This is a genomic window from Lysobacter humi (ex Lee et al. 2017) (assembly GCF_054781815.1).
Window position 1 is genome coordinate 274,545 of record NZ_BAAGTR010000009.1, and the last position, 25,032, is coordinate 299,576.

Consider the following 25,032-nt stretch of genomic DNA (forward strand, 5'->3'; position numbering starts at 1 on the left):
GGGATTCTAGGCACGAACCGCTGCACGGCGGCTACCTCGACGCGAGGGCACGCGGGATCCGTGCGGGGTCGAACGCCGCCAATGCCCGCGCGAGCCAGTCGCCCGGGCCCGCCGCGCCCGCGACGGGCTCGGCTGCCTGCCCGAGCTGCGCCCAGGCACGATGGAGGGCAGGCAGCGGCGCGGCGGGATCGAGGGGGTGGGCCGAATCGGACTTCGAGAGCTTGCGCCCGTCGGCATCCCGGACCAGGGGCAGGTGGGCATAGGCCGGCGTGGGAAGCCCGAGGGCGCGCTGGAGAAGGATCTGCCGCGGCGTCGAGTCCAGGAGGTCGGCCCCGCGCACGACTTCGGTCACGCCCTGCGCGGCGTCGTCGACGACGACCGCGAGCTGGTAGGCCCACAGGCCGTCGGCGCGATGGAGTACGAAGTCTCCGACCTCCGCCCCGAGGTCCTGCCCGTACGGGCCCTGGATCGCGTCCTCGAAGGCGGCCGTGGCGCCATCCTCGACCCGGAGCCGCACGGCCGGTCGCCGCCCGTCGACAGGGCCGCGCACGCAGGCGCGATGGATTCCGCCCGTCGAAGCGAGGTCGGCGCGGCTGCACCAGCAGTCGAAGGCGAGCCCCGCCGCGCGCAGCCGCGCGAGGGCATCGCGGTAGAGATGTTCGCGGGTGCTCTGGCGGACGATCTCGCCATCGGGCTCGAAGCCGAATGCGTGCAGCGCGCCGACCTGGCGCTCCGCGGCGCCGGGTACCTCGCGCGGGCGGTCGACGTCCTCGATCCGCACGAGCCACTGCCCGCCCGCGCGGCGTGCGAACAGCCAGCTGCCCAGCGCGGCCAGGAGCGAGCCTGCGTGCAGATCACCGGTGGGAGAGGGCGCGAAACGGCCCCGGGGTGGCAGCGTCATCCCGGAACGCCCGCTTTACCGGGCGCACGCCGCGCTTGAAAGCACCGGCACGTGCCCGCACGTGGTCCGGCGTAAGCGGCCTTCATCAGGATCGACCCATGTTCAAGCGCATCGCCCTGTTCCTCGCCACCAACCTCGCGGTCCTGGTCCTGCTCGGCATCGTCATGCGCGTGCTGGGGATCGACCCGCGCACGGGCTCGGGCCTGCTCGTCATGGCGACGCTGTTCGGCTTCGGCGGCTCCTTCATCTCGCTGATGATGTCGAAATGGATCGCCAAGCGCAGCACCGGCGCGCACGTGATCGAACAGCCGCGGAACGAGACGGAGCGCTGGCTCGTGGAGACGGTGCGGCGCCAGGCGCAGCAGGCGGGCATCGCCATGCCCGAGGTCGCCGTCTACGACGCGCCGGAAATCAATGCCTTCGCGACCGGTCCGAGCCGCAACAACTCGCTCGTCGCCGTGTCGACGGGCCTGCTGCGCGCCATGGACCGCGACGAGGCCGAGGCGGTGCTCGCGCATGAGGTCAGCCACGTCGCCAACGGCGACATGGTCACCATGATGCTCGTGCAGGGCGTGCTCAACACGTTCGTGATCGTCCTGGCCCGCGTGGTCGGGCGGATCATCGACGGCTACCTGTCGGGCAATCGCGAGGGTGGCGGCATCGGCTACTTCGTCACCGTGATGGTGCTCGATCTGGTCTTCGGCCTGCTCGCCAGCATCGTGGTGATGTGGTTCTCGCGCTACCGCGAGTTCCGTGCCGATGCGGGCGCGGCTTCGCTCGCCGGGCGCGACAAGATGATCGCCGCGCTCACGCGCCTGTCCCGGACCTACGGCGAGACGACGTTGCCCAAGACGGTGCAGGCCTTCGGGATCAGCGGCGGCGTGGCCCATGGGCTTCGTCGGCTGTTCATGACGCATCCACCGCTCGCCGAGCGTATCGAGGTGCTCAAGCGCCTGCCCGTCGAGAACCCGTCGGCGCATGTCGTGACCTGATCGACCCGCCACGACGATGGTGAGCTGATCGCGTCGCCACGATAAAAAAGCCCGCCATCCGGCGGGCTTTTTTTTGCAGCGGCTGCCCGTCAGGGGAATTCGTAATCCATCGCCGGGCTGACACCGGCGAGGAAGAAGCCCTGCGCATAGTCGACGCCGGCACTGAAGAGCACGCTCATGCTCTGCGCGTCGCGGACGTGCTCGGCGATCGTGTGCTTGCCCAGCGCGCGCGCCTTGTCGGTGATCTCGCGCAGGCGCTGCTGGTACTCGGCGCTGGTGCCGAGGTTCTCCATGAAGGTACGGTCGATCTTGAGGAAGTCGGCGTCGAAGTGGGCGAGCAGCTGGAACGAGTTGAGGCCCGCGCCGAAATGCTCCAGGCCCACGCGCACGCCCGAGCGCGCCGCCCGCGTCTGGAACTCCTGCGCCGCGCGCAGGTTGGTGAAGACCTTCGACTCGGGCAGCTGCACCACCAGCAGCGAGCCGTCCGCGCCATGCAGCGAGATCTGCTCCTCGATGTGCTTGAGCAGGCCGTCGTCCTGCAGGGAGTGCTCGGTGATCTTGACGAGCAGTGTGGTGCGCTTTCCGGCGCGCATCCGCTCGCCGATAACCTCGAGCGCGCGCCCGACCACCCAGCGGTCGATCTCCCAGAGCAGCCCGTTCTCCTCGGCGATCTGCAGGAAGGCGAGCGGTGCGACGAGCTCGCCCTGGTCGCCCTTCATGCGCAGGTACGCCTCGTAGATCTCGCCCGACTCGCCATGCAGGCTCACGAGGGGCTGGTAGGCCATGGTGAAACGGTCGGAGTCGAGCGCGTCGCGGATGCGCTGCACCCAGGCCTGGACGCGCTCTTCCTCGGCGCGGTCCGCCGCGCCCGGGTCGTGCAGCTCGACACGGTTGCCGCCCACGCCGATGACGGACTGCACGCCCTGCGTGGCGCGCGCGAGCACGGCGGTCACGCTCGCAATCTTTTCGCCGATCTGCACGCCGCCGATGCTGACGGTGGCATTGAGCGAGCGGTTGCTGACCTCGACCACATGCTCGGCGAATGCACCGCGGATCTGCTCCGCCAGCGCCTGCGTCTTCTCGTGGTCGCTGCCACGGCGCAGGGCGGCGAACTGGTGCTCGCCGAAGCGTGCCAGCACCACGTCCTCGCCGACGCTCTCGCGCAGGCGGCGCGCGCAGGCCGCGATCAGGTCGTCCGCGGCATCGAGGCCGATGTCCTGCAGCAGCTTGGCGTAGTAGTCGGGCTCGATGAGCAGGAAGGCATGGTGCGTCGAGTTCTGCGCGGCGTCGGCTACGGCATCCTCGAGCGCGCGCAGGAAGGTCGGGCGGTTCAGCAGGCCGGTGACCTGGTCGCGCTGGCGCAGCTCCTCCACCTCGCGCGCGAGCGCGGGGTCGAGCTCCTGCCGGCGCAGCACCAGCTGCAGGCAGTGCTCGCCCTCGTACATGGCCGGCGTGAATTCCATGACCGCCGGGAACTGCGCGCCCTCGAGCGTGCGCGCCTCGACCTCGACGCGAGGCGGCGGCGGCTCGCCCTTCGACATCTGCTTGAGCAGCTGCTTGAACGATTCGACGTGCGCGCTCGCGATCATGTCCAGCAGCGACATGCCCTCGACCTCGTCGAAGGACTCGTAGCCGAACATCTCGAGGTAGGCCGAATTGGCCCGGATGTGCATGCCTTCGTGGATGTAGGCGATGGGGTCGCGCGAGGACTCGATCAGCGCATCGCAACGGCGCTCGGTCTCGCGGACCTGGAATTCGAGCTTGCGCAGCGCGCGGCGGGCCTCGAGGTCGGCCCATTCGGCGCGCACGGTGCTGACGACATGGTCGATGCGACGCCGCAGCACCACGCCGCGGGCGCCGAGCCCCGTCGCCTCGAGCACGCCGGCCTCGTCGATCTCGTCGACGAGCAGGAGCACGGGCAGGTCCTTGCCGCTGGCCGCGACGTTCTGCAGGACGGTGGTCGCCGGGAGCGCCGCGGCATTGCGCGCGGCGAGGACGATGTCGGGCGATTGCTGGCCGATGAGCTGCGCCAGGTCGTCGGCGGTCTCCGGACGCGAGGGGCGCACCGCGATGCCGGCATTGCGCAGGCCGCTGACGACCGCCTCGGCCGCCTCGACGCTGTCGTCGACGATCAGAAGTCGCAGGGCCGCGTCTTTCCCGAACTGCATTCCCACCTCCTAGCGATGGCGCTTTATGACAGACGGCGGCGGCCGAGTCACGTCCCGCGCCGGAATTCCATGCCGCCGGTCGCACGCAGCCGACCGTCCGGCCAGCCCGTCCCGCCCTAGAGGGGGCGCTTGCCGGGGTCGCCGGCGACCTCGCGGACGAGCCTCGGGACGAGATAGCCCGACAGCCGCGATGCCAGCGTCGCGTGGAGATGGCGCGCCTCGTCGTCCGGCACCTCGAAATGCGCGGCGCCCTGCACGCGGTCGAGCTGGTGCAGGTAGTAGGGGACGACCCCGGCGGCGAACGCCCGCTCGCTCAGTGCGGCCAGCGCGTCGACCGTGTCGTTGACCCCGCGCAGCAGGACGGCCTGGTTCAGCAGCGTCGCGCCCGCCTCCCGCAGGCGCCGGCAGGCCGCGTCGACGGCGTCGTCGAACTCCTGCGCGTGGTTCGCGTGGAGGACGACCGCCGTCGGCCACGGCAGCCCACGCAGCCACGCGACGAGTGCGTCGTCGACGCGCTCGGGCAGCACGACCGGCAGGCGCGTGTGGACGCGCAGCCGGCGCAGGTGCGGCACGCGGGCGAGGGCATCGGTGAGCTCGGCGAGCTTCGCGGTCGAGAGCGACCAGGGATCGCCGCCCGACAGGATCACCTCGTCGATCGACGGATCCTCCGCGATCAGATCGACCGCAGCGGCCCAGGCGCCCGCGGCGGCCGTCTCCTCGGAATAGGGAAAATGGCGGCGGAAGCAGTAGCGGCAATTGATGGCGCAGCTGCCCGTGGCGACCAGCAGCGCACGGCCACGGTACTTGCGGATCACGCCCTGGCCCGCGCGAGCAAGCGTGTCGCCGACGGCATCGAAGGCGTAGCCGGGTGCGACGACGTCCTCGTCGACCACCGGCAGGACCTGCCGCAGGAGCGGATCGGCCGGATCGCCGACGCGCATGCGCGCCACGTAGCCGCGTGGGACACGCAGCGGGAACGCGGCCGCGGCGGCGTCGGAGATGCGTCCGGCGAGCGCGCCGAGGCCGACGAGGGCCAGGAGCTCGCGCGGATCGCGTACGGCCTCGCGCCAGAGCTGCTGCCACCGCGGGGCGGCCGCGGGATGCGGCTGGGGAAGGGCTGCGGGTATCATTGCCGGCTGTTCGCCTCGATTCGCCGGCGCGTCGCGCCCCGGCGTCCCTTCATTCTAGCGGCCGGCCCCGGCGGGGCCCCGCGTGATCCATCCGCAGGAGCAATTCGCATGGCCAGCCTGGGCATGAACGACGTCAAGACCGGACAGAAGATCCTGGTCAACAACGACCCGTGCGTCATCACGGAGACCGAGTACGTCAAGCCGGGCAAGGGCCAAGCCTTCACCCGCATCAAGTACCGCAACATCAAGTCCGGCCGCGTGGTCGAGCTGACGATGAAGGCGACCGATAACCTGGAAGTGGCGGACGTCGTCGACACCGACATGCAGTTCCTCTACGGCGACGGCGAGTACTGGCACTTCATGAACCCGGAGTCCTTCGAGCAGGTGCAGGCCGACAAGGCGGGCATGGCCGGCGCCGAGAAGTGGCTCAAGGGCGAGGAGGAGTGCGTGGTCACGCTGTGGAACGGCACGCCGATCTCCGTGCAGCCGCCGAACTTCGTCGAGCTCAAGATCACCGAGACGGACCCGGGCGTGCGCGGCGACACCTCGGGCGGCGGCGGCAAGCCGGCCACGCTCGAGACCGGCGCCGTGGTTCGCGTGCCGCTGTTCGTGAACCAGGACGAGACCATCAAGGTCGACACCCGCTCGGGCGAGTACGTCAGCCGGGTGAAGTGATCCCGCGGCGGCCGCCCCGGGCGGTCGCGCCGTGGACGCCGCGCGACCGTCGGCGCCGTCCGCTCCGAAGCCCGCATCCGCGGGCTTCGTCGTTTCCGCCGCATGCCTCGCGCCCGACGCGGGAGCGCGTACCCTTCCACCTCCGACCGCGAGGTAGCCGATGCCCGATGCCACCGAACATTGCGACCTGCTGATCGAAGCCGGCTGGGTGGTCCCGGTCGAGCCGCGCGGCGTCGTGCTCGAGGACCATGCGGTCGCGATCCGCGGCGACGCGATCGTCGCGATCGGCCCGCGCGCGGCGCTCCGCGAGCGCTTCGACGCACGCGAGGCGGTGTCGCGCCCGTCGTCCGCGCTCGTTCCGGGGCTGGTCAATTCGCATACGCACAATCCGATGACGCTGTTGCGCGGCATCGCCGACGACCTGCCGCTGATGGAATGGCTGCAGGGCCATATCTGGCCGGTCGAGGGCGCGGTGATCGGGCCGGAGTTCGTGCGAGACGGCGTAACGCTCGCGATCGCCGAGATGCTCCGCGGCGGCACCACCTGCGCCAACGAGAACTACTTCTTCCCGGACGTGCAGGCCGAGACCTACGCCGCGCACGGCTTCCGCGCACTGGTCGGCCTGCCGGTTATCGACTTCCCGACGGCCTGGGCCGCGAGCTCCGACGAGTATTTCGACAAGGGCATGGCGGTGCACGATCGCTGGCGCGGCCATGCCCTTGTCGGCACCGCGCTCGCGCCGCATGCGCCGTACACGGTCAGCGACGCGAACTTCGAGCGCGTGCGCGCGCTGTCAGAGGCCCATGGCCTGCGCGTCCACCTGCACACGCACGAGACGGCGCAGGAGGTGTCGGACTCGATCGCGCAGCACGGCGTGCGCCCGCTCGCGCGTCTCGACCGGCTCGGTCTCGTGAACGATCGCCTGATCGCGGTGCACATGACGCAGCTGACCGACGACGAGATCGCGCTGTGCGCCGAGCGCGGCGTCTGCATCGCGCACTGCCCGGAGTCGAACCTCAAGCTCGCCTCCGGCTTCTGCCCGGTGTGCAGGCTGCAGCATGCAGGCGTGACGTTCGGTATCGGCACCGATGGCTGCGCGAGCAACAACGACCTCGACATGGTCGGCGAGACGCGCACGGCGGCACTCCTCGCGAAGGCGGTGGGGAACGATGCCTCGGCGCTCGATGCGGCGAGTGCGCTGCATGCCGCCACCCTGGGCGGCGCGCGTACCCTCGGGCTCGGCGACCGCATCGGCTCGATCGTCGAGGGCAAACAGGCGGATCTCGTCTGCATCGACCTCGACGCGCTCGAGGCGCAGCCGCTGCACAACGTGATCTCGCAGCTGGTCTATGCGACCGGCCGCCACCAGGTGAGCGACGTCTGGATCGCCGGGCGCGCGAAGCTGCGCGACCGCGTGCTCGTCGACCTCGACATCGAAGCCCTCAAGGCGAACGCGCGCCAGTGGCGCATGCGCATCGCCGCGATCAGGAACCGCGCATGAGCAGCACCGCATCCGGCAACTTTCGCCAGGCCGAGCTGGACCGCTTCGGGTCGCTCGCCAGCCGCTGGTGGGACCCCGAAGGCCCGCAGAAGCCGCTGCACGCCCTCAACCCGGTGCGCCTCGCGTACGTCGCCGAGCGCACTACGCTGCACGCCGCGCGCATCGCCGACATCGGCTGCGGTGCCGGACTGCTGAGCGAGGCGATGGCGGCCGCGGGCGCGCAGGTCGTCGCGCTCGACCTCGCGCCGGAGCTGCTGAAGGTCGCGCGACTGCATGCACTGGAGAGCGGGGTCACCGTCGACTACCGCGCGCAGGCGGTCGAAGCGCTCGCGGAGGACGAAGCCGGCCGGTTCGATGCCGTCACCTGCATGGAGATGATCGAGCACGTGCCCGACCCGCAGTCGGTGATCGATGCCTGCGCGCGCCTGCTGCGGCCCGGCGGCCGCCTGACGGTGTCGACGATCAATCGCACGCCCGCCGCGTTCGCGTTCGCGATCGTCGGTGCCGAGTACGTCGCGCGGCTGCTGCCCAAGGGCACGCACCAGTACCGCGACTTCGTGCGCCCGTCCGAGCTCGCGGCGTGGCTGCGCCGCGCGGGGCTGGAGCTCGAGGACGTGAGCGGGCTCGCCTACATGCCGTGGAGCGGCCGCGCGCGGCTGTCGTCGCGGACCGACGTCAACTACATCGTCAGCGCGCGCAAGCCGGAACAAGCGCCGTGACGTTCCCGAAGGTGGTGCTCTTCGACCTCGACGGCACGCTGCTCGACAGCGCGCCGGACATGCTCGCGACGGTCAACGCCATGCGCGAGGCGCGTGGCCACGGCCCCATGGCGCTGGAAGCACTGCGTCCGCACGTCTCGAAGGGCGCGCGCGCGATGGTCGGCGCGGCATTCCCGGACGCGCCTGCGGATATCCGCGAGGCGTGGATTCCCGAGTTCCTGGAGGTCTATCGCGACGTCCTCGGCCGCCATGGGGGAGCGTTCGACGGCGTGCCGGAGCTGCTCGACGCGATCGAAGGCGCCGGAAGCCGCTGGGGCATCGTCACCAACAAGCCCGAGGCGCTCGCCGTCGCGCTGATGCCGATGCTCGGCTGGAGCACGCGCTCGGCGGTGCTCATCGGCGGCGACAGCCTGCCCGCGCGCAAGCCCGATCCGCTGCCGCTGGTCGCCGCCGCGGAGCGCCTGGGCGTGGCGCCCGGCGACTGCGCCTACGTCGGCGACGACGAGCGCGACATCCTCGCCGCGCGCCGTGCGGGCATGCCCTCCGTGGTGGCGCTCTGGGGCTACCGGCTCGACGACGACGACCCGGCCGCCTGGCTCGGCGACGTGATGGTGGAGACGCCGCGCGACCTGCTGCAGGCGGGCGCCTGGCCGGGGCGATGAACACGGAAACCGGCGCCGACGACGCGGGCACCTTCGTCGACAAGTGGCGCACCGCGTGCCCGGAGTGGGCGATCGCCGAGGTCTTCGTGCCGGCATCGCAGCGGGCTGTGGCGACCGCGTGGTCGGTGCTGCAGGTCGAGCTGCTCGACGCCGCCTGGGGCGGCGCCGATGCACGCCCGGGTGAGGCCAAGCTCGGCTGGTGGATGGAGGAGCTCGACGGCTGGGCGCAGGGCCGGCGCCGCCATCCGCTCGGCGCGGTGCTCCAGCGCTGCGACGGCGGCTGGTCCTCGCTCGCGCGCAGCCTGCCGCAGCTCGCAGCCACGCGCGATCGCCCGGCGGCCATCGCCGAGGCGCACGAGGCGCTCGCGCTGACCGCGGCTGCGGCGGCAACCACCGACGCCGGGCTGTTCGGCGGTCGCGCGGATCCCGCGCTCGTCGCCGCGACGTGGCTGCACGCGCGCCTTGCCCGCCACCCCGACGGCGCCCTGCCGCTTGAAATGCTGGCGGCCGGGCCGGAGGGTGCGACGCATTGGCGCGCGCATCTGCTCGCGGCGTGGCCGAGGGGCGCTGGCGCACCACGCGTACGTCGCCTGCAGGCCGGGCTGGCGCGGGAGCGCTTGCGCCGCGGTGACGCCGCGCGGCCGCTGCCGGCATGGGCCGCACTCCTCGCCAGCTGGCGCGCGGCGCGCGACTGAACGTTCCGCGCCCCGCGCACTGCCGCGCGGGACCGCGCCGGTAGAATGCGCGCTCCCCACGATCCGACGGCCGGATGACCGCACCGAACGCTCCCCGCGTCATGCCCGATGTCGCGCACGACCGCGCCGTGCTGGCGCGCCCGATCGACTGGGTCGGCATGGCGGGCATCGCGCTGCCGGTCCGCACGCGCTCGGCCACGGGCGAGGCGATGCAGGTCCCGGCGAGCGTCGACGTCTTCGTCGACCTGCGCGATCCCGACAAGCGCGGCATCCACATGTCGCGGCTCTACCTGCGCCTGCAGCATGCGTTCGCCGCCGAGGAGCTCACGCCGCCTGGCCTCGCGCGCGTGATCGACGCGCTCGTCGAGACACAGGCGGGCCTGTCGCAGGCCGCGCGGCTGGTGATCCGCTTCGACCAGCTGCTTCTGCGGCCGGCGCTCGCGAGCGCGAACGCGGGGTGGAAGCGCTATCCGGTCGAGGTCGACGTCGAGCGCCACGGCGTCGAGCTGCGAATCGGCCTGCGCGTAGCCGTCGATTACTCCAGCACGTGTCCGGCCTCGGCCGCGCTCTCGCGCCAGATGAGCGCGGAGGCCTTCGTGCGCGCCTTCGGCAGCGACGAGCGCACCGATGCCGCGCAGGTGCGTGACTGGCTGCAGTCCGAGGCGGGCCTCGTCGCCACGCCGCATGCGCAGCGCAGCCGTGCAGACGTGCGCGTCGAGCTCGCGCGCGGGCTCGCGCAGCTTCCTGTCGTCGAGCTCATCGACTCGCTGGAGACCGCACTCGGGACGCCCGTGCAGACCGCCGTGAAGCGCGAGGACGAGCAGGCTTTCGCCGCGCTCAATGCCCGCAACCTGATGTTCTGCGAGGACGCCGCCCGCCGCGTCGCCGCGGCGCTGTCGTCATCGACCCAGGTCGCGGGTTTCGATGCCACGGTCTCGCATTTCGAGAGCCTGCACGCGCACGATGCTGTCGCCCGCATCCGCGGCACGGGAGCCGGCGTCGCCTGAAGCCGCGGGTTCGACGGCCCGCGCGCTCGCTTGCCGTGGCCGTCAGCGCGCCTGCGGGCTTTCGAGCACCAGCAACGGGTCGATCCGCGTCTCGAACCAGTTCATGCCCCAGTGCAGGTGCGGCCCGGTCGCGCGGCCCGTGGCGCCCACTGCGCCGATCACGTCGCCCTGCTCGACGCGCTGGCCGATGCGCGCATCGATCCGCGACAGGTGCAGGAAGTTCGAGCTCACGCCATGGCCGTGGTCGAGCAGAAGCGTGCCGCCGGTCAGGTAGAGCCCCGGGTCGGCGAACGTGACGATACCCGCCGCGGGTGCCCGCACCGGTGTGCCCGATGCCGCCGCGATGTCCATGCCCGAATGCGGTGCGCCCGGGGCACCGTTGTAGACGCGCTGGTTGCCGAAGCGTCCGCTGATACGTCCTTCCACGGGGCGGATGAAACGCTGCAGGAAATCGATGCGTGCATCGTCGCGTACGCGCGCGGCGGCGACGCGCGCCTGTTCCTCACGGATGCGCGCGGCGATCGCCGGCGGCGGATCGACGGTCGACGGCGGGACGCCATCGACGCGTTCGACCGGCCAGTCGCGCGGCTCGACGCGGACTGCACGCACCGTCGGCGCGTCGCCCGGCCGCGTCGAACGGACCTCGATGCGTCCCGTGGCATCGCGCGGAATGCCGAACACGAAACGCCCGTCGCCCGCGACGCGCACGTCGCGGCCGCCGACCGCCACACGCGCATCGAACGTCGTGCGCCCGACGACGAGTGCGCCCTGCGACGCCTGCGACGGCACCTCGAGCATCGTGGGCGCCGGGGGCACTGCGCGCGCGGGGACGTCGGGACGCCCGGTCTGCAGCCCGCAGCCGGCGAGTGCAAGCATCAGGGCGATCGGAAAGGCGAGGCGGTGCGTCATCGGGTCCTCCTGCTTGCGCACGTTGACGGGCGGCGCGTCGGCGCCACGTGCTCGCATGCCTGTAACCGGCGCGATGCGCTCGCTTCAAGTGTGCTCGCGTCGCGGCGGCACGGGATCGTGGCCGCCCGGATGGAACGGCTGGCAGCGCAGCAGTCGACCGGCGGTCAGCCAAGTGCCGCGCATCGCGCCGTGGCGCTCGATCGCTTCCATCGCATACACCGAGCACGTCGGATGGAAACGGCAACGCTGCCCGAGCAGCGGGCTGATGAACCGCTTGTAGCCACGGAGCAGGACGATGAGTGCGCGGTCGATCACGGGGCCTTGATGCGGTGGATCACCATGATGGCGAGAAGGCACCGTGCGATTCGCGTCGGAATGGAGCGCGTTGCACGTGCCGCACGTGAGCGTGCCGCGAGCGCTGCGGAACATGCGGGAAATTCGGTTGCCGCGGCTGTTCCGGGCAGGGTATAACAGCGCGCTTTCCCGCCTCAAGGGAAGAAAGGACAGGCGCTCGTGGCATCGAAGAAAACCGCGAAGAAGGCTGCTCCGGCGGCCAAGAAGTCCGCCAAGCCCGCCGCCAAGAAGCCGGCGCCCGCGAAGGCGGTCGGCAAGTCGGTGGCGAAGAAGGTCACCAAGGCCGCTCCGGCGAAGAAGGCGCCGGCCAAGAGCGCCGCCAAGCCTGCGCCGGCACCCGCCAAGAAGGCCGCGGCGAAGAAGGTCGCGAAAGCCGCACCGGCCAGGAAGGCGCCGGTCGCCAAGAAGGCCGCCGCGAAGTCGACGCCCGCCGCGCGCCCGGTCGCCAAGACGGTGCCGCAGAAACCCGCTGCCGTGCAGAACAAGGCCACGGCAGCGCGCAAGACCCCTTCGACGCCGGTGGCGGCGACGGACCTCGAGCGGTCCGCGCGCGCTCCGGCCCCGGAAGGGCAGAACGAACGTCCGCAGGCAGGCGGGGCCGTCCAGGCCAGCGCCGGTCGCGCGGGCGCCGAGAAGACCGGGGCGCGTGCTGCCAAGAGCGTGCAGGCGGCGCCCCCGCAGGTGGAGTCCATGAGCAAGAGCACCAACAAGAAGAGCGCAGCGGCGTCCGATGCCGCGGCGGGAGCGTCCGGTGGCCGCGCCACCGCCGTCCCGGAGCGCCAGGCGGGCAAGGTCGCGGTCGCGGTGACGTCGGGGCGCGGCGCATCGAGCGCGCCGAGCGGCCCGAAGCGGGTCGTCGAGTACAAGACGGACGAGGCCACCGGTCGCCCCGTCGTGCCCGACGGGTACAAGCCGAAGTCCGACGAGGAGTACATGAACCCGCTGCAGCTCGAGTATTTCCGCCAGCGCCTGCTGCAGTGGCGTGGGGATCTGGTCGAGGAGTCGAAGCAGACGATCGAGAACCTGCGCGAGGAAGTCCGCGACGTCGGCGACGAGGCCGAGCGCGCCACGCGCGAGACGGAGAACTCGCTCGAGCTGCGCACGCGCGATCGCTACCGCAAGCTGATCAGCAAGATCGACAGCACGCTCAAGCGCATCGATTCCGGCGACTACGGCTACTGCGTCGACACGGGGGAGGAGATCGGGCTGGAGCGCCTCGAGGCCCGCCTGACCGCCGAGCGCACGATCGACGCGCAGGAGCGCTGGGAGCACCTGCAGAAGCAGATGGGCGACTGATCCGTTACGCCCTGCACGATCGCGAAGCCCCGCTCCGGCGGGGCTTCGCTTTTATGGCGTCCTGCTCCCGCTCAACGGAGCCAGCCGCGGGAGCGCGCGTGCGCAGCGAGCGCCACTAGAGCGACCGCCACCACGAGCACGAGGCCCTGCATGCCGATCACCACCGGGCCCGGCGACGCGGGTGCGGCGAGGAGCATGCCGGCGTCCTGCAGCAGCACGCCGAGCAGCGATGCGGCGAGCAGCGGCATGGCCCAGCGGCGGTACAGCGCCAGGCCCAGCGAGCCGAGCGCGCCGCCGACCACGGCGAGCGCGGTGCCCACGATCGACCAGACCGGCCGCGACTCGTACATCGCGCGTTGCACGGCGTCGAGCTTCGCGACGTCGTCGGGCGTCATCGCGAGATCCATCGCGAAGGCCATGCAGCCCAGCAGGTTCCAGACGAGCGCGGCGATCCCGACGCCGCGAAGCCACTTCGGTGGTGAATGCATCATGTCCTCCCCGGACGCTCGCGCGGCATCCCCATGCCGCGTCGGGGCTAGCGTAACGCCCGCAGGTCCAGCCGGCGCAGCTTCGGGGCCTTCCAGGCGGTGACGCCCACCACGCCGAGGGTCAGGCACCCGCCGATCACGACGGACGGCACCAGCGTGAGCAGCCGCGCCATCGCGCCCGACCAGAAGGCGCCGAGCTCGTTCGACGAACCGATGAAGATGCCGTTGATCGACGAGACGCGCCCGCGCATCTCGTCCGGGGTGGCGAGCTGGAGGATCGTCGAGCGGATCACCACGGAGATCCCGTCGAAGACACCCGACAGCAGCAGGAACAGCGCCGAGAGCCACAGCACCTTCGACAGGGCGAAGCCGATCATGCAAAGGCCGAACGCGGCCACCGCGGCGAGCATCGCGGGCCCGGCATGGCGCTCGAGCGGGCGCCGCGCAAGCCAGAGCCCGACGGCCACAGAGCCCAGCGCCGGCGCCGCGCGCAGGATGCCGAGCGCTTCCGGGCCCTCGTGGAGCACGTCGGCGATGAAGGCGGGCGCGAGCGAGATCGCGCCACCGAACAGCACGGCGAACATGTCGAGCGCGAGCGCCCCGAGCAGCACCTGGTGCGAGAAGACGAAGCGCGCGCCTTCCGCGATGCTTGCGAAGACCGGCCCGCGCTGCTGGGCCTGCGCAGGCTCCGTCACCCGCATCGAGCCGACCGCGACCGCCGCGGCGAGCGCGAGCACCGCGGCGATCGCGTAGGCGACGCGCACGTCGCGCGTGCCGAACAGCCAGCCGCCGAGCAGCAGGCCGCCGATCGCGGGGCCGATCACGAGTCCCGACTGGAAGACGATGCTCGCGATGCTCGCGCCCCGCGTGTACTGCGCGCGCACCAGCACGCGCCCGAACAGCGCGTTGTAGACGGGGCCGAGAAACGATCGGACGACGCCGGTAAGTGCGATGGCGCCGTAGATGGGCCAGATGCCGTCCTTCGACGCGCCGAACGTCGTGACCAGCACGAGCACGAGGCCGGTGGCGGCCAGACCCAGGCACGCGGCCACGCCGAGCTTGCGGCGGGCCAGGTGGTCGACGAGGTAGCCGGCGAACGGCGCGACGCAGAAGTAGGGGATGACTTCCGCGAGGCCGATGAGCCCGAGCTGCAGAGGATCGCGCGTGAGCTGGTAGACCTGCCAACCCACTGCGACGGCGACGATCTGGTAGGACAGGATCGTCAGGAGCCGGTAGCCCATCAGCGCGGCGAAGGCACGCACGCGCAGGGGATGCACGGCCGCCGCGTCGGCGGGGGGAGGGGTGGGGGACGCGCTCACGCGGCCTGCCGCGCGATGTCCTGGATGTAGGCGAGCAGCGCGCTCAGGCCATTGCTGCGCGTGGGCGACAGGTGCCGCGCGAGGCCGATGTCCGCGACGAACGTCGGCTCGGTCGCGGCGATCTCGGCGGCGGAGCGCCCGGAGTAGACCCGCAGCGCGAGGTAGATCAGCCCGCTGACGATCGCCGAATCGCTTGCGGCGCTGAAGTCGAGGCGGTCCCGGTCGCCCGTCGACACGATCCACACCTTCGACTGGCAGCCCAGCAGGCGGTTGACCTCGGTGCGCTCGGCCTCGTCGAGTGGCGGCAGCTTGCGGCCGAGGTCGATCAGGTACTGGTAGCGCTCGGACCAGTCGGCGAAGAACGCGAACTCGTCGCGGATGGCGGCCTGGGCCTCGGCGGGCGTGGGCTCGAGCGGAAAGTAACGGTCGGTCACGGGTGGCGTCGTTCCGGTGGGCTCAGGCGCGGCGCCAACGTACGCCGGCCGGCGTGTCCTCGAGGAGAATCCCCTCGGCCGCGAGCGCCTCGCGGATCGCGTCGGCCCGGGCGAAATCGCGTGCCGCCTTGGCCGCGCCGCGCTCGTCCACGAGCGCCTGGATCTGTGCGTCGTCGCCCTCCGACGCGCCGCGGGCGAACCAGTCGGCCGGTGCCTGCTGGAGCAGGCCGAGCGCGAGGCCCGCACCGAGCAGCTCGGACTTCAGCCGCGTGCGCTCGGCGGCATCGGTCGCGCGGCGGGCGTCGCCGGCCAGGCGCGAGACCTCGGCGAGCACCTGCGGCGTGTTGAGGTCGTCATCCAGCATCGCCTCGACCGCCGCGGGGATGACCGCCTGCGCTTCCACGTCGGCCAGGTCGCGCAGGGTGCCGTACAGGCGGTCGAGCGTGCGCACGCTCTGCTCGACCAGCGCATCCGACCATTCCAGCGGCTGCCGGTAATGCGCGGAAAGCAGCGCCAGGCGCAGCGCCTCGGGCGGATGGGCACGCACGAGGTCGTGCACCTTCTCGATGTTGCCGATCGACTTGCTCATCTTGGCGCCGCCGAAGTTGAGCATGCCGTTGTGCAGCCAGAACCGCGCGAACGGCTTGCCGCCGTGCGCGCACTCGCTCTGCGCGATCTCGTTCTCGTGGTGCGGGAACTGCAGGTCGACGCCGCCGGCATGGATGTCGATCGTCTCGCCGAGGTGCGCCGCGGCCATCGCCGAGCACTCGATGTGCCATCCGGGACGGCCGCGGCCCCAGGGCGACTCCCAGCCCGGCAGGTCGTCGGTCGACGGCTTCCACAGCACGAAGTCACCCGCATCGCGCTTGTACGGGGCGACCTCGACGCGTGCGCCGGCGAGCATCTCGTCGCGATCACGCCGCGAAAGCTTGCCGTAGCCGTCGAAGCTCGCCACCGCGAACAGCACGTGGCCTTCGGCCGCGTATGCGTGCCCGGCGTCGATGAGGCGCTCGATCATCGCGATCATCTGCGGGATATGGCCGGTCGCCGTCGGCTCGAGATCCGGCAGGCGCACGCCGAGCGCGCCCATGTCCTCGCGGTAGGCCGCGGCGAAGCGGTCGGTGATCGCCGCGATCGGCACCTGCTGCTCGCGCGCGGCGGCGTTGATCTTGTCGTCGACGTCGGTGATGTTGCGCGCGTAGGCGAGGGCGCCGTGGCGCCGGCGCAGCAGGTCGGCAAGCACGCCGAATACCACCGGGCCGCGCGCATTGCCGATGTGCACGTAGTTGTAGACCGTCGGTCCGCAGACGTACATCGTGGGTCGCCGCGGATCCAGCGGTTCGAAGGGCTCGACGCGTCGCGACAGGCTGTTGTACAGGCGCAGGCTCATGGCTCACCTCGGTGCAGCCGGCCATTCTAGCCGGCCGTGGCCCGGACGCCCGGCGACAGGGGTTGTTCATCGCTCCGGCCGCTGGCGCGCATACACTCTCCGGCCTCCGGACCCGCCGGGAGGCCCGCCTTGCGCCATCGTCACCTGCAGTTCCCCGTGCTGGCGCTGCTGCTGGCTGCGAATGCCGCGTACGGCCAGGGCACCACGATCGTCCAGCGCGAGAACGTGCGCTACGAGTACGCGAAGGTGATGCGGGTGACGCCGGTCTACCAGACCCTCAATGCCACCCGGATGGAGCAGCGCTGCGACGAGGCCGGCGCGACGGCGGCCGACGGCTCGCGGCTGTCGCGGGTGGTCGGGGCCGTGCGCGGTGCGTTCAAGCGCGACGGCACGGCGGCGGAGTCGCCGGCCCGCAACTGCCGCATGGTGCCGGTCGAGCGCCAGTTCCGCCGGCCGATCGCCTTCGACGTCGACTACGCCTATCGCGGTGCCAAGTACCGCTCGCGCCTCGCCGAGGATCCCGGACACCTGCTGCGGATCCGGATTTCCGTCACGCCCATGCCGTGATCGGCTTGCGCCACCCCGTTCCCCGTGAGAGCATCGCCGCCCGATGAATGCCCACTACGCCGACGCCGACGTCCTCACCTCCGCCTGGATGGCGGCGGGCATGACCTCGCGCGCGCGCCGACGCACCCTGCCAACGGCCGGGTGATCGAGGTGCCATTCGTCCCGTCGCACTGACGGGATGCCTCAAGAACCCAGCCATCGCGCTGGGTTCTCGCGTTTCGGGGCCCGGCGATTTCCGCCCGGAGCCCCCATGAAGCATTTCCTCAATACCCAGGACTGGTCCCGCGCCGAGCTCGACGCGCTCCTCGTACAGGCCGCGGCCTTCAAGCGGGCGCCACTCGGCGACCAGCTGCGCGGGCGCTCCATCGCGCTCGTGTTCTTCAATCCGTCGATGCGCACGCGCACCAGCTTCGAGCTGGGCGCGTTCCAGCTCGGCGCCCATGCGATCGTGCTGCAGCCCGGCAAAGACGCCTGGCCGATCGAGTTCGACCTCGGCGCGGTGATGGACGGCGAGGCCGAGGAGCACGTGGCCGAGGTCGCGCGCGTGCTGGCGCGCTACGTCGACCTGATCGGCGTGCGCGCGTTCCCCAAGTTCGTCGACTGGTCCGTGGACCGCGAGGACCGCGTGCTCAAGGCCTTCGCGAAGTACTCGACGGTTCCCGTGATCAACATGGAGACGATCACGCACCCGTGCCAGGAGCTCGCGCATGCGCTCGCGTTGCAGGAGCATTTCGGTACGACCGATCTGCGTGGCAGGAAGTACGTGCTGACCTGGACGTACCACCCCAAGCCGCTCAACACGGCCGTCGCGAACTCCGCATTGACGATCGCCACGCGCCTCGGGATGGACGTGACCCTGCTGTGCCCGACGCCCGATTACGTGCTCGACGAACGCTACATGGGCTGGGCTGCGGACAACGTCGCCGAGAGCGGCGGCTCGCTCACCGTGAGCCACGACATCGACAGCGCCTATGCCGGCGCGGACGTCGTCTACGCGAAAAGCTGGGGTGCGCTGCCGTACTTCGGCAACTGGGGCCCCGAGAAGCCCATCCGCGATGCCCACAAGCACTTCATCGTCGACGAGCGGAAGATGGCGTTGACCCACAACGGCGTCTTCAGCCATTGCCTGCCGCTGCGCCGCAACGTCAAGGCGACGGACGCGGTGATGGACTCGCCGAACTGCATCGCGATCGAGGAGGCCGAGAACCGCCTCCACGTGCAGAAGGCCGTGATGGCCGCGCTCCTCGCGCCCCAGTCCTGATTCCTTTCCCTCTCCATCGAGCATCCCCGTGACCGCTTCCGACTCCACGCCCGCCACCTCCCGAGACGTCGTCCTCGCCTTCTCCGGCGGGCTCGACACGAGCTTCTGCGTTCCCTACCTGCAGGCGCAGGGCTGGACCGTCCATACCGTCTTCGCCGACACCGGCGGCGTCGATGCCGAGGAGCGCACCTACATCGAGCAGCGCGCGCACGAGCTCGGCGTCGCGAGCCACGTCACCGTGGACGGCGGGCCCGCGATCTGGAACGGCTTCGTGGTGCCGTTCGTGCAGGCGGGCGAGGCCTACCAGGGGCGGTATCCGTTGCTGGTCTCCGACCGCTACCTGATCGTCGACGCCGCGCTCGCGCGTTGCGCCGAACTCGGCACCAACGCGATCGCGCACGGCTGCACCGGCATGGGCAATGACCAGGTGCGCTTCGACCTCGCGGTGAAGGCGAGCGGCGATTACCGCATCCTCGCGCCGATCCGCGAGATCCAGAAGGAACACACGCAGACGCGTGCCTACGAACAGAAGTACCTCGAGGAACGCGGCTTCGGGGTGCGCGCGAAGCAGCAGAGCTACACGATCAACGAGAACCTGCTCGGCGTGACGCTCTCCGGCGGCGAGATCGACCGCTGGGAGGCGCCGGGCGAGGGCGCGCGCGGCTGGTGCGCGCCGCGCGAGGCGTGGCCCACTGAGCCGATGCGCGTGACGCTGCGCTTCGAACGCGGCGAGGCGGTGGCGATCAATGGCGTCACGCTTCCCGGTGCCCAGCTGCTGGCACGGCTCAACACGCTGTTCGCGGCCTATGGCGTGGGCCGCGGTCTCTACACCGGCGACACCACGATCGGCCTCAAGGGCCGGATCGTCTTCGAGGCGCCCGGCCTGACCGCGCTGCTCGCCGCGCACCGCGCATTGGAGGAGGCGGTGCTGACCAAGCAGCAGAACCGCTTCAAGCCCGATGTGGCGCGCAAGTGGGTCGAGCTCGTCTACGAAGGCTTCTTCCACGATCCGCTGAAAGCCGACCTCGAGGCGTTTCTCGCGTCGTCGCAGCGCATGGTCAATGGCGAGGTGGTGCTGGAGACGCACGGTGGCACCGTCGACGCGGTCGCCGTGCGCTCGCCGCACCTGCTGCATTCGAAGGGCGCGACCTACGCCCAGTCCGCGGACTGGGGTGTCGAGGAGGCCGAGGGCTTCATCAAGCTGTTCGGCATGAGCAGCACGCTGTGGGCGCAGGTCAACGCGCGCGGGGCAGGGGGCTGACCGTGCGCGACGCGATCCTCGCGCATCTGGCGGCCCTCGTCGCCTTCGACACGCGCAACCCGCCCCGTGCGATCGGCACCGGCGGCATCTTCGACTACCTGCGCGCGCAGCTGGCGGGCTTTCGAATCGACGTCGTCGACCACGGCGCGGGCGCCGTTTCGATGCTCGCCGTGCGCGGCGCGCCGAAGCGCCTGTTCAACGTCCACCTCGACACCGTACCGTCGTCGCCCGAGTGGACGGGCGATCCGCTGCGCCTGCGCATCGACGGCAGCCGCGCCATCGGCCTCGGCGCCTGCGACATCAAGGGCGCGGCCGCCGGACTGCTCGCGGCCGCGGCCGCGAGCCATGGCGATGCCGCCTTCCTGTTCAGCACGGACGAAGAGGCGAACGACGCGCGCTGCATCCGCGGCTTCCTCGCCACGGACCACGGCTTCGAGGCCGCGCTCGTCGCCGAGCCGACCCGCTGCGAGGCCGTGCTCGCGCACCGCGGCATCAGCTCGGCGCTCGTGAGCTTCACCGGCCAGGCCGGGCATGCATCGGCGGCCGGCGCGCTCGAAGCGAGCGCGGTGCATCGCGCGGTGCGCTGGGCGGGCGGGGCGCTCGACCTGGTCGGATCGCTCGCGCACGAGCGCTTCGGCGGGCTCACCGGCCTTCGCTTCAACATCGGCACCGTCGAGGGCGGCATCAAGGGCAACGTGATCGCACCCAGCGCGCGCATGCGCTTCAACTTCCGTCCGCTGCCGTCGATGCCGACCGACGACCTGCACGCGCGCCTGCGGGCGCTTGCGGGCGAGGGGCACCTGTCCGGTTATGAGGAGACCTTCCGCGGCCCGCCGCTGCCGGCCGGGGGGCTCGACGCCGCCGAGCGCGGCCGGCTGCGTGCACGCGACCTCTGCGACGAGCTCGACCTGCCGATCGGCAATGCCGTCGACTTCTGGACCGAGGCCTCGCTGTTCTCCGAAGCCGGCCTCACCGCGATCGTCTTCGGGCCCGGCGACATCGCGCAGGCGCATGCGGCCGACGAGTGGGTCGAGATCGCGCAGCTCGAGCGATACGCCGCGCATGCGGCGCGGATCATCGGAGGTGCAGCGTGACGCCCGCTGAGGACATCCAGATGCGCCGCACCATCGTGCGGCTGCTCTCGAGCATGGGCAGCGCGAAGGAGATCGACCAGTACCTGCGTCGCTTCTCGCAACTCGATGCCGAGCGCTTCGCGGTGGTGAAAGTCGGCGGTGCCGTGCTGCGCGACGACCTCGAGGCGCTCGCCTCGTCGCTGGCCTTCCTGCAGGACGTCGGGCTGACACCCATCGTCGTGCACGGCGCGGGCCCGCAGCTCGACACCGAGCTCGCCGCGGCGGGCGTCGAGAAGCAGACGGTGAACGGCCTTCGGGTGACGTCGCCGGAGACGCTCGCGGTCGTGCGTCGCGTTTTCCAGCAGGCCAACCTGCAGCTCGCCGAGGCGCTGCAACAGGCCGGGGCCCGGGCGACGTCCATCATGTCCGGCGTCTTCGAGGCCGAGTATCTCGATCGCGACGCGCTCGGGCTGGTCGGCCGCGTGGCGCGCGTGGAGACCGCGCCGATCCGCACCGCGCTGCGGCACGGATCGATTCCCGTGATCGCGAGCCTCGGCGAGACCGCCGCCGGGCAGATCCTCAACATCAATGCGGATTTCGCCGCGAACGAGCTCGTGCGCGCGCTGCAGCCGTACAAGATCGTCTTCCTCACCGGCACGGGCGGGCTGCTCGACGGCGACGGGCAGGTCATCGACTCGATCAACCTGTCGACCGAATACGAGCATCTGCTCGAGCAGCCGTGGCTCACCGGCGGCATGCGCCTCAAGCTGGAACAGATCGGCGCGCTGCTGGCGGACCTGCCGCTCACGTCGTCGGTCTCGATCACGCGCCCGGCCGAGCTCGCGAAGGAACTGTTCACCCACCGGGGCTCGGGCACGCTGGTTCGGCGCGGCGAGCGCGTGCTCGAGGCGCGCGGCTGGGGCGAGCTCGACACGGAACGCCTGCAGGGGCTCATCGAGTCGGCCTTCGGGCGCCGGCTGCTGCCCGACTACTTCGAGCGCACCGTGCCGTATCGCGTGCACGTCAGCGAGAACTACCGTGCCGCCGTCATCATCACGCTGCAGGACGGCCGCCCGTACCTCGACAAGTTCGCGGTGCTCGACGAGGCGCAGGGCGAAGGCCTCGGGCGCGCCGTCTGGCAGGTGATGCGCGAGGCGACGCCCCGGCTGTTCTGGCGCTCGCGCCGCGACAATCCGGTCAACGCGTTCTACATGGCGCAGGCCGACGGCTGCATCCGCCGCGATCCGTGGCAGGTGTTCTGGTACGGCATCGATGACATGGGCGAGATCGCACGCTGCATCGACTACTGCGCGACGCATCCGGCGACGCTGGAAGATCCCGCATGAGCCTGCCGAATTGGACCCAGGTGCCGACGCTCGGTGGGCGCCACGTGCGCCTCGCGCCGCTCGAGGCGGCGCACGCGCCGGCGCTGGGCGAGGCCGCGGCGGACGGTGAGCTGTGGCGACTCGTCTATACGTTGGTGCCGTCGCGCGAGGAGGCGATGGGCTACGTCGCCGACGCGCTCGCCATGCAGGCGCGCGGCGAGGCGCTGCCGTTCGTGGTCATGGACGCGGACGGAGCGGTGGTCGGGACCACGCGTTTCTACCACCTCGACCCGCGCGTGCCGCGGCTCACCGTGGGCTACACCTGGTATGCGCGCCGCGTGCAGCGCACGGGGCTGAACACCGAGGCGAAGCGCCTGTTGCTCGCGCATGCCTTCGATACGCTCGGCTGCGCATCCGTCGCCTTCGAGACGAGCCACCTGAACCTGCAGTCGCAGGCGGCGATCGAACGGCTGGGCGCGCGTCGCGACGGCATCCTGCGCGGGCATCTCCGCCATCGCGACGGCAGCCTGCGCGATACGCATATCTACTCGATCCTCGCCGACGAATGGCCGCAGGTGCGCGACCGCCTCGACGAACGCCTGGACGCCACGCATGACTGACACCGATCGCATCCCCGTCGCGCTGGTCGGCGGACGCGGCCACGTAGGGGCCGAACTGATCCGCCTGCTGACCGCGCATCCGCGATTCGACCTCGCATTCGTCGCCTCCCGCGAACGCGCGGGCCAACCGGTGGCCGATCACGTCGACGGCGCGCCGGCGGGCCTGCGCTACAGCGACGCGGCGCCCGCGATGCTACCGGCGCTTCCGCACGGCGCCTACCTGCTCGCACTCCCGAACGGGAAGGCTGCGTCCTACGTCGAGGCGATCTCGCGCCTCGCGCCGGAGGCGACCCTCGTCGACCTCTCGGCGGACTACCGCTTCGATGCCGGCTGGGCCTACGGGCTCCCCGAGCTCGCGCCGGTCGACGCGGGCACCCGACGCATCAGCAACCCCGGCTGCTATGCCACGGCGATGCAGCTCGCGATCGCGCCGATGCGCGACGCGCTCGACGGGCCGGTGCAGTGCTTCGGGGTCTCGGGTTACTCGGGCGCGGGCACTTCGCCGTCGCCGAAAAACGACCCGGCGCTGCTGCGCGACAATCTCATGCCGTATGCGCTCACCGGGCACGTGCACGAGGCCGAAGTCAGCCGGCACCTGGGTCATGCGGTGGAATTCATGCCGCATGTCGCGCCGCATTTCCGCGGGCTCACCGTGACCGCGAACCTGCACCTGCGCGAGCCGGTCGCGCTCGACGCGGTGCGCGCACGCTACCGGGACTTCTACGCGGCTGCGCCGCTCGTCGACGTCGTCGACGACGGCCCATGGGTGAGCCGGATCGCCGGCGCCCACGGTGCCGAGGTCGGCGGCTTCTCGCTCTCGTCGGACGGCCGACGGCTGGTCGTCGTCGCCACGCTCGACAACCTGCTCAAGGGCGCGGCCACGCAGGCCTTGCAGAATCTGAACCTCGCCTACGGCCTCGACGGGCTGCTGGGCGTTCCGCGAGTTCCGTCGCCGCAGGAGAAGGTCTGATGACGCAGTTGCTGTGGCAGAAGGACGGCGTCGAGGTCGATGCCCGCATCCAGGCCTTCCTCGCCGGCGATGACGTCGTGCTCGATCGCGAATTCTTCCTCTGCGACATCCGCGCGAGCCGCGAGCACGCGCGCGGGCTCGCGGCGATCGGCCTGCTGGCCGCGGAGGAATTCGACTCGATCGACGTCGCGCTGGCCGCGCTTGCCCATGATTTCCAGGCCGGGCAGTTCGTGCTCGACGATCGGCACGAGGACGGACATTCGGCGATCGAGGCTTATCTCACCGACCGCCTGGGCGATGCGGGCCGCCGCATCCATACCGGCCGCAGCCGTAACGACCAGGTGCTGGTCGCGACGCGCCTGTGGCTCAAGGACCGGCTCGCGGAAGCGGCGCGCCTGTGTATCGAGTGCGCCGGCGTCGCGCTGTCGCGTGCCGCGGACGAACGGCGACTGCCAATGCCCGGCTATACGCACCTGCAGCGGGCGGTGGTCTCGTCCGCAGGGGCCTGGTGGGCCGGCTGGGCCGAGGGCTTCGTCGACGATGCGCTGCGCGCGCTGCAGACGCTCGACTGGATCGATGCGAACCCGCTCGGCACCGCCGCCGGCTACGGCGTGAACCTGCCGCTCCCACGCGAGGCGACCGGCGCGGCGCTGGGCTTCGCCCGCCTGCAGGTCAGCCCCTCCTATGCCCAGCTCTCGCGCGGCAAGTTCGAGATCGCTGCGCTCGACGCGCTCGGCACCGCGCTGCTCGATGTGCGGCGGCTCGCCTGGGACCTCAGCCTGTTCACGACCGCCGAATTCGGTTTCGTGCGGCTGCCGGCGCGCTACACCACCGGCAGCTCGATCATGCCGAACAAGCGCAATCCGGACGTCGTGGAACTCCTACGTGCGAGCCATCCGGCCGTTGCAGCCGCGCGCGCGGAGATCGAGCAGCTGCTCTCGCTGCCCTCGGGCTACCACCGGGACCTGCAGTTCACCAAGGCGCCGCTGGTGCGAGGCGTCGGCCAGGCGCTCGGCGCGCTCGCGCTCGTGCCGGAGCTGCTGCGCTCGCTCGAATGGCGCGCAGACGCGATGGCGGCGGCGATCGATCCCTCGATGTACGCGACGGACCTCGCCATCGACCTCGCGCGCGACGGACTGCCGTTCCGGGAGGCCTACCGACGCGCGGCCGATCCGGCGCAATGGGCAGGCGGCGATCCGGTGCGCAGCCTCGACGCCCGCGTGTCGCAAGGCGCGCCGGGCGATCCGCGGCTCGACCTGATCGACGCGCGGCTGGCCGACGCGAAGGCCTTGCTCGGCCGCGGCGGAGGCTGAGC

At 71.3% G+C, this 25,032-nt stretch carries 25 protein-coding genes; 16 read left to right on the forward strand and 9 right to left on the reverse strand.

The genetic code is table 11. From position 1 onward, the window contains the following. Positions 1 to 31: 31 nt before the first annotated feature. The gene (gene gluQRS, locus ACYVJJ_RS08195) at positions 32 to 901 is read right to left on the reverse strand and encodes a tRNA glutamyl-Q(34) synthetase GluQRS (RefSeq protein WP_460832595.1); all 870 of its coding nucleotides are present in this window, start codon (positions 899 to 901) and stop codon (positions 32 to 34) included. A gap of 98 nt (positions 902 to 999) precedes the next feature. Between gluQRS and htpX the strand changes: the two genes are divergently transcribed. After that, on the forward strand, positions 1,000 to 1,893 hold the full coding sequence (gene htpX / locus ACYVJJ_RS08200) for a protease HtpX (RefSeq protein WP_460832597.1): 894 nt from the start codon (positions 1,000 to 1,002) through the stop codon (positions 1,891 to 1,893). 89 nt (positions 1,894 to 1,982) lie between these two features. On the opposite strand, the gene ACYVJJ_RS08205 is transcribed toward htpX, so the two are convergent. Together ACYVJJ_RS08205 and epmB are read right to left on the reverse strand one after the other, a co-directional pair. Continuing rightward, entirely contained in the window at positions 1,983 to 4,061 is a 2,079-nt protein-coding gene (locus tag ACYVJJ_RS08205) for an EAL domain-containing response regulator (protein WP_460832599.1), read from the reverse strand. A gap of 116 nt (positions 4,062 to 4,177) precedes the next feature. Next, the gene (gene epmB, locus ACYVJJ_RS08210) at positions 4,178 to 5,191 is read right to left on the reverse strand and encodes an EF-P beta-lysylation protein EpmB (RefSeq protein WP_460832600.1); all 1,014 of its coding nucleotides are present in this window, start codon (positions 5,189 to 5,191) and stop codon (positions 4,178 to 4,180) included. 108 nt (positions 5,192 to 5,299) lie between these two features. Between epmB and efp the strand changes: the two genes are divergently transcribed. The 6 genes from efp to folE2 all read left to right on the forward strand — a co-directional run bounded on the left by efp (position 5,300) and on the right by folE2 (position 10,450). Beyond that, positions 5,300 to 5,866 carry an elongation factor P gene (efp, locus tag ACYVJJ_RS08215; protein WP_460832602.1) on the forward strand — a complete coding sequence of 189 codons (567 nt, stop codon included), beginning with the start codon at positions 5,300 to 5,302 and terminating at the stop codon, positions 5,864 to 5,866. 160 nt (positions 5,867 to 6,026) lie between these two features. Beyond that, positions 6,027 to 7,367 (forward strand): TRZ/ATZ family hydrolase, encoded by a 1,341-nt coding sequence (locus ACYVJJ_RS08220; protein WP_460832604.1) that lies wholly within the window; start codon positions 6,027 to 6,029, stop codon positions 7,365 to 7,367. After that, positions 7,364 to 8,086: a bifunctional 2-polyprenyl-6-hydroxyphenol methylase/3-demethylubiquinol 3-O-methyltransferase UbiG gene (ubiG, locus tag ACYVJJ_RS08225; RefSeq protein WP_460832606.1), complete on the forward strand. Its 723-nt coding sequence runs from the start codon at positions 7,364 to 7,366 to the stop codon at positions 8,084 to 8,086. Before ACYVJJ_RS08220 ends, ubiG begins: the two co-directional genes overlap by 4 nt. Continuing rightward, positions 8,083 to 8,748, forward strand: coding sequence for a phosphoglycolate phosphatase (gene gph / locus ACYVJJ_RS08230; RefSeq protein WP_460832608.1), 666 nt, complete (start codon positions 8,083 to 8,085; stop codon positions 8,746 to 8,748). Before ubiG ends, gph begins: the two co-directional genes overlap by 4 nt. Then, positions 8,745 to 9,443, forward strand: coding sequence for a phytoene/squalene synthase family protein (locus tag ACYVJJ_RS08235; protein ID WP_460832610.1), 699 nt, complete (start codon positions 8,745 to 8,747; stop codon positions 9,441 to 9,443). The genes gph and ACYVJJ_RS08235 overlap by 4 nt, the downstream gene beginning before the upstream one ends. A 74-nt stretch (positions 9,444 to 9,517) precedes the next feature. Beyond that, a complete protein-coding gene (gene folE2, locus ACYVJJ_RS08240; RefSeq protein ID WP_460832612.1) occupies positions 9,518 to 10,450 on the forward strand; it encodes a GTP cyclohydrolase FolE2 in 933 nt (310 codons plus the stop codon). A 42-nt stretch (positions 10,451 to 10,492) separates the two neighbouring features. On the opposite strand, the gene ACYVJJ_RS08245 is transcribed toward folE2, so the two are convergent. After that, on the reverse strand, positions 10,493 to 11,326 hold the full coding sequence (locus tag ACYVJJ_RS08245) for a M23 family metallopeptidase (protein ID WP_460833348.1): 834 nt from the start codon (positions 11,324 to 11,326) through the stop codon (positions 10,493 to 10,495). A 117-nt stretch (positions 11,327 to 11,443) separates the two neighbouring features. Beyond that, entirely contained in the window at positions 11,444 to 11,674 is a 231-nt protein-coding gene (gene yidD / locus ACYVJJ_RS08250) for a membrane protein insertion efficiency factor YidD (protein ID WP_460832614.1), read from the reverse strand. 198 nt (positions 11,675 to 11,872) lie between these two features. Between yidD and dksA the strand changes: the two genes are divergently transcribed. After that, positions 11,873 to 13,009, forward strand: coding sequence for an RNA polymerase-binding protein DksA (gene dksA, locus ACYVJJ_RS08255; RefSeq protein WP_460832616.1), 1,137 nt, complete (start codon positions 11,873 to 11,875; stop codon positions 13,007 to 13,009). 71 nt (positions 13,010 to 13,080) lie between these two features. On the opposite strand, the gene ACYVJJ_RS08260 is transcribed toward dksA, so the two are convergent. Genes ACYVJJ_RS08260 through cysS form a run of 4 tightly spaced genes read right to left on the reverse strand, consistent with a single transcriptional unit; the run spans position 13,081 to position 16,640 of the window. Beyond that, complete coding sequence (locus ACYVJJ_RS08260; protein ID WP_460832618.1) at positions 13,081 to 13,497, reverse strand: hypothetical protein; 417 nt, start codon at positions 13,495 to 13,497, stop codon at positions 13,081 to 13,083. 47 nt (positions 13,498 to 13,544) lie between these two features. Next, positions 13,545 to 14,816: an MFS transporter gene (locus ACYVJJ_RS08265; protein WP_460832620.1), complete on the reverse strand. Its 1,272-nt coding sequence runs from the start codon at positions 14,814 to 14,816 to the stop codon at positions 13,545 to 13,547. Continuing rightward, positions 14,813 to 15,250 carry a SufE family protein gene (locus ACYVJJ_RS08270; protein ID WP_460832622.1) on the reverse strand — a complete coding sequence of 146 codons (438 nt, stop codon included), beginning with the start codon at positions 15,248 to 15,250 and terminating at the stop codon, positions 14,813 to 14,815. The genes ACYVJJ_RS08265 and ACYVJJ_RS08270 overlap by 4 nt, the downstream gene beginning before the upstream one ends. A gap of 22 nt (positions 15,251 to 15,272) precedes the next feature. Then, positions 15,273 to 16,640: a cysteine--tRNA ligase gene (gene cysS, locus ACYVJJ_RS08275; protein ID WP_460832624.1), complete on the reverse strand. Its 1,368-nt coding sequence runs from the start codon at positions 16,638 to 16,640 to the stop codon at positions 15,273 to 15,275. Between the two features lie 129 nt (positions 16,641 to 16,769). Here cysS and ACYVJJ_RS08280 point away from each other — a divergent pair, with 129 nt between their 5' ends. The 8 genes from ACYVJJ_RS08280 (at position 16,770) to ACYVJJ_RS08315 (ending at position 25,030) form a co-directional block, all read left to right on the forward strand. After that, positions 16,770 to 17,207 (forward strand): hypothetical protein, encoded by a 438-nt coding sequence (locus tag ACYVJJ_RS08280; protein ID WP_460832626.1) that lies wholly within the window; start codon positions 16,770 to 16,772, stop codon positions 17,205 to 17,207. A 250-nt stretch (positions 17,208 to 17,457) separates the two neighbouring features. Next, entirely contained in the window at positions 17,458 to 18,468 is a 1,011-nt protein-coding gene (locus ACYVJJ_RS08285) for an N-acetylornithine carbamoyltransferase (RefSeq protein WP_460832628.1), read from the forward strand. Between the two features lie 28 nt (positions 18,469 to 18,496). Then, positions 18,497 to 19,729, forward strand: coding sequence for an argininosuccinate synthase (locus tag ACYVJJ_RS08290; RefSeq protein ID WP_460832630.1), 1,233 nt, complete (start codon positions 18,497 to 18,499; stop codon positions 19,727 to 19,729). A gap of 2 nt (positions 19,730 to 19,731) precedes the next feature. Further along, positions 19,732 to 20,823, forward strand: coding sequence for an acetylornithine deacetylase (locus ACYVJJ_RS08295; RefSeq protein ID WP_460832632.1), 1,092 nt, complete (start codon positions 19,732 to 19,734; stop codon positions 20,821 to 20,823). 20 nt (positions 20,824 to 20,843) lie between these two features. Beyond that, entirely contained in the window at positions 20,844 to 22,148 is a 1,305-nt protein-coding gene (locus tag ACYVJJ_RS08300; RefSeq protein ID WP_460833350.1) for an acetylglutamate kinase, read from the forward strand. Further along, the gene (locus tag ACYVJJ_RS08305; RefSeq protein WP_460832633.1) at positions 22,145 to 22,747 is read left to right on the forward strand and encodes a GNAT family N-acetyltransferase; all 603 of its coding nucleotides are present in this window, start codon (positions 22,145 to 22,147) and stop codon (positions 22,745 to 22,747) included. The genes ACYVJJ_RS08300 and ACYVJJ_RS08305 overlap by 4 nt, the downstream gene beginning before the upstream one ends. Continuing rightward, positions 22,740 to 23,717 (forward strand): N-acetyl-gamma-glutamyl-phosphate reductase, encoded by a 978-nt coding sequence (gene argC, locus ACYVJJ_RS08310; protein WP_460832635.1) that lies wholly within the window; start codon positions 22,740 to 22,742, stop codon positions 23,715 to 23,717. The genes ACYVJJ_RS08305 and argC overlap by 8 nt, the downstream gene beginning before the upstream one ends. Continuing rightward, entirely contained in the window at positions 23,717 to 25,030 is a 1,314-nt protein-coding gene (locus tag ACYVJJ_RS08315) for an argininosuccinate lyase (protein ID WP_460832637.1), read from the forward strand. Before argC ends, ACYVJJ_RS08315 begins: the two co-directional genes overlap by 1 nt. Positions 25,031 to 25,032: the final 2 nt, after the last annotated feature.

Excerpts from the sequence above, each read along its gene's own strand:
- ACYVJJ_RS08305 (WP_460832633.1), top strand. The coding sequence starts at position 22,145 with ATGAGCCTGCCGAATTGGACCCAGGTGCCGACGCTCGGTGGGCGCCAC.
- ACYVJJ_RS08205 (WP_460832599.1), bottom strand. The coding sequence starts at position 4,061 with ATGCAGTTCGGGAAAGACGCGGCCCTGCGACTTCTGATCGTCGACGAC.
- ACYVJJ_RS08260 (WP_460832618.1), bottom strand. The coding sequence starts at position 13,497 with ATGCATTCACCACCGAAGTGGCTTCGCGGCGTCGGGATCGCCGCGCTC.
- efp (WP_460832602.1), top strand. The coding sequence starts at position 5,300 with ATGGCCAGCCTGGGCATGAACGACGTCAAGACCGGACAGAAGATCCTG.
- htpX (WP_460832597.1), top strand. The coding sequence starts at position 1,000 with ATGTTCAAGCGCATCGCCCTGTTCCTCGCCACCAACCTCGCGGTCCTG.
- ubiG (WP_460832606.1), top strand. The coding sequence starts at position 7,364 with ATGAGCAGCACCGCATCCGGCAACTTTCGCCAGGCCGAGCTGGACCGC.
- ACYVJJ_RS08220 (WP_460832604.1), top strand. The coding sequence starts at position 6,027 with ATGCCCGATGCCACCGAACATTGCGACCTGCTGATCGAAGCCGGCTGG.
- ACYVJJ_RS08300 (WP_460833350.1), top strand. The coding sequence starts at position 20,844 with ATGCGCCGCACCATCGTGCGGCTGCTCTCGAGCATGGGCAGCGCGAAG.
- cysS (WP_460832624.1), bottom strand. The coding sequence starts at position 16,640 with ATGAGCCTGCGCCTGTACAACAGCCTGTCGCGACGCGTCGAGCCCTTC.
- argC (WP_460832635.1), top strand. The coding sequence starts at position 22,740 with ATGACTGACACCGATCGCATCCCCGTCGCGCTGGTCGGCGGACGCGGC.
- gluQRS (WP_460832595.1), bottom strand. The coding sequence starts at position 901 with ATGACGCTGCCACCCCGGGGCCGTTTCGCGCCCTCTCCCACCGGTGAT.
- ACYVJJ_RS08285 (WP_460832628.1), top strand. The coding sequence starts at position 17,458 with ATGAAGCATTTCCTCAATACCCAGGACTGGTCCCGCGCCGAGCTCGAC.
- ACYVJJ_RS08235 (WP_460832610.1), top strand. The coding sequence starts at position 8,745 with ATGAACACGGAAACCGGCGCCGACGACGCGGGCACCTTCGTCGACAAG.
- ACYVJJ_RS08315 (WP_460832637.1), top strand. The coding sequence starts at position 23,717 with ATGACGCAGTTGCTGTGGCAGAAGGACGGCGTCGAGGTCGATGCCCGC.
- folE2 (WP_460832612.1), top strand. The coding sequence starts at position 9,518 with ATGACCGCACCGAACGCTCCCCGCGTCATGCCCGATGTCGCGCACGAC.
- ACYVJJ_RS08245 (WP_460833348.1), bottom strand. The coding sequence starts at position 11,326 with ATGCTTGCACTCGCCGGCTGCGGGCTGCAGACCGGGCGTCCCGACGTC.
- epmB (WP_460832600.1), bottom strand. The coding sequence starts at position 5,191 with ATGATACCCGCAGCCCTTCCCCAGCCGCATCCCGCGGCCGCCCCGCGG.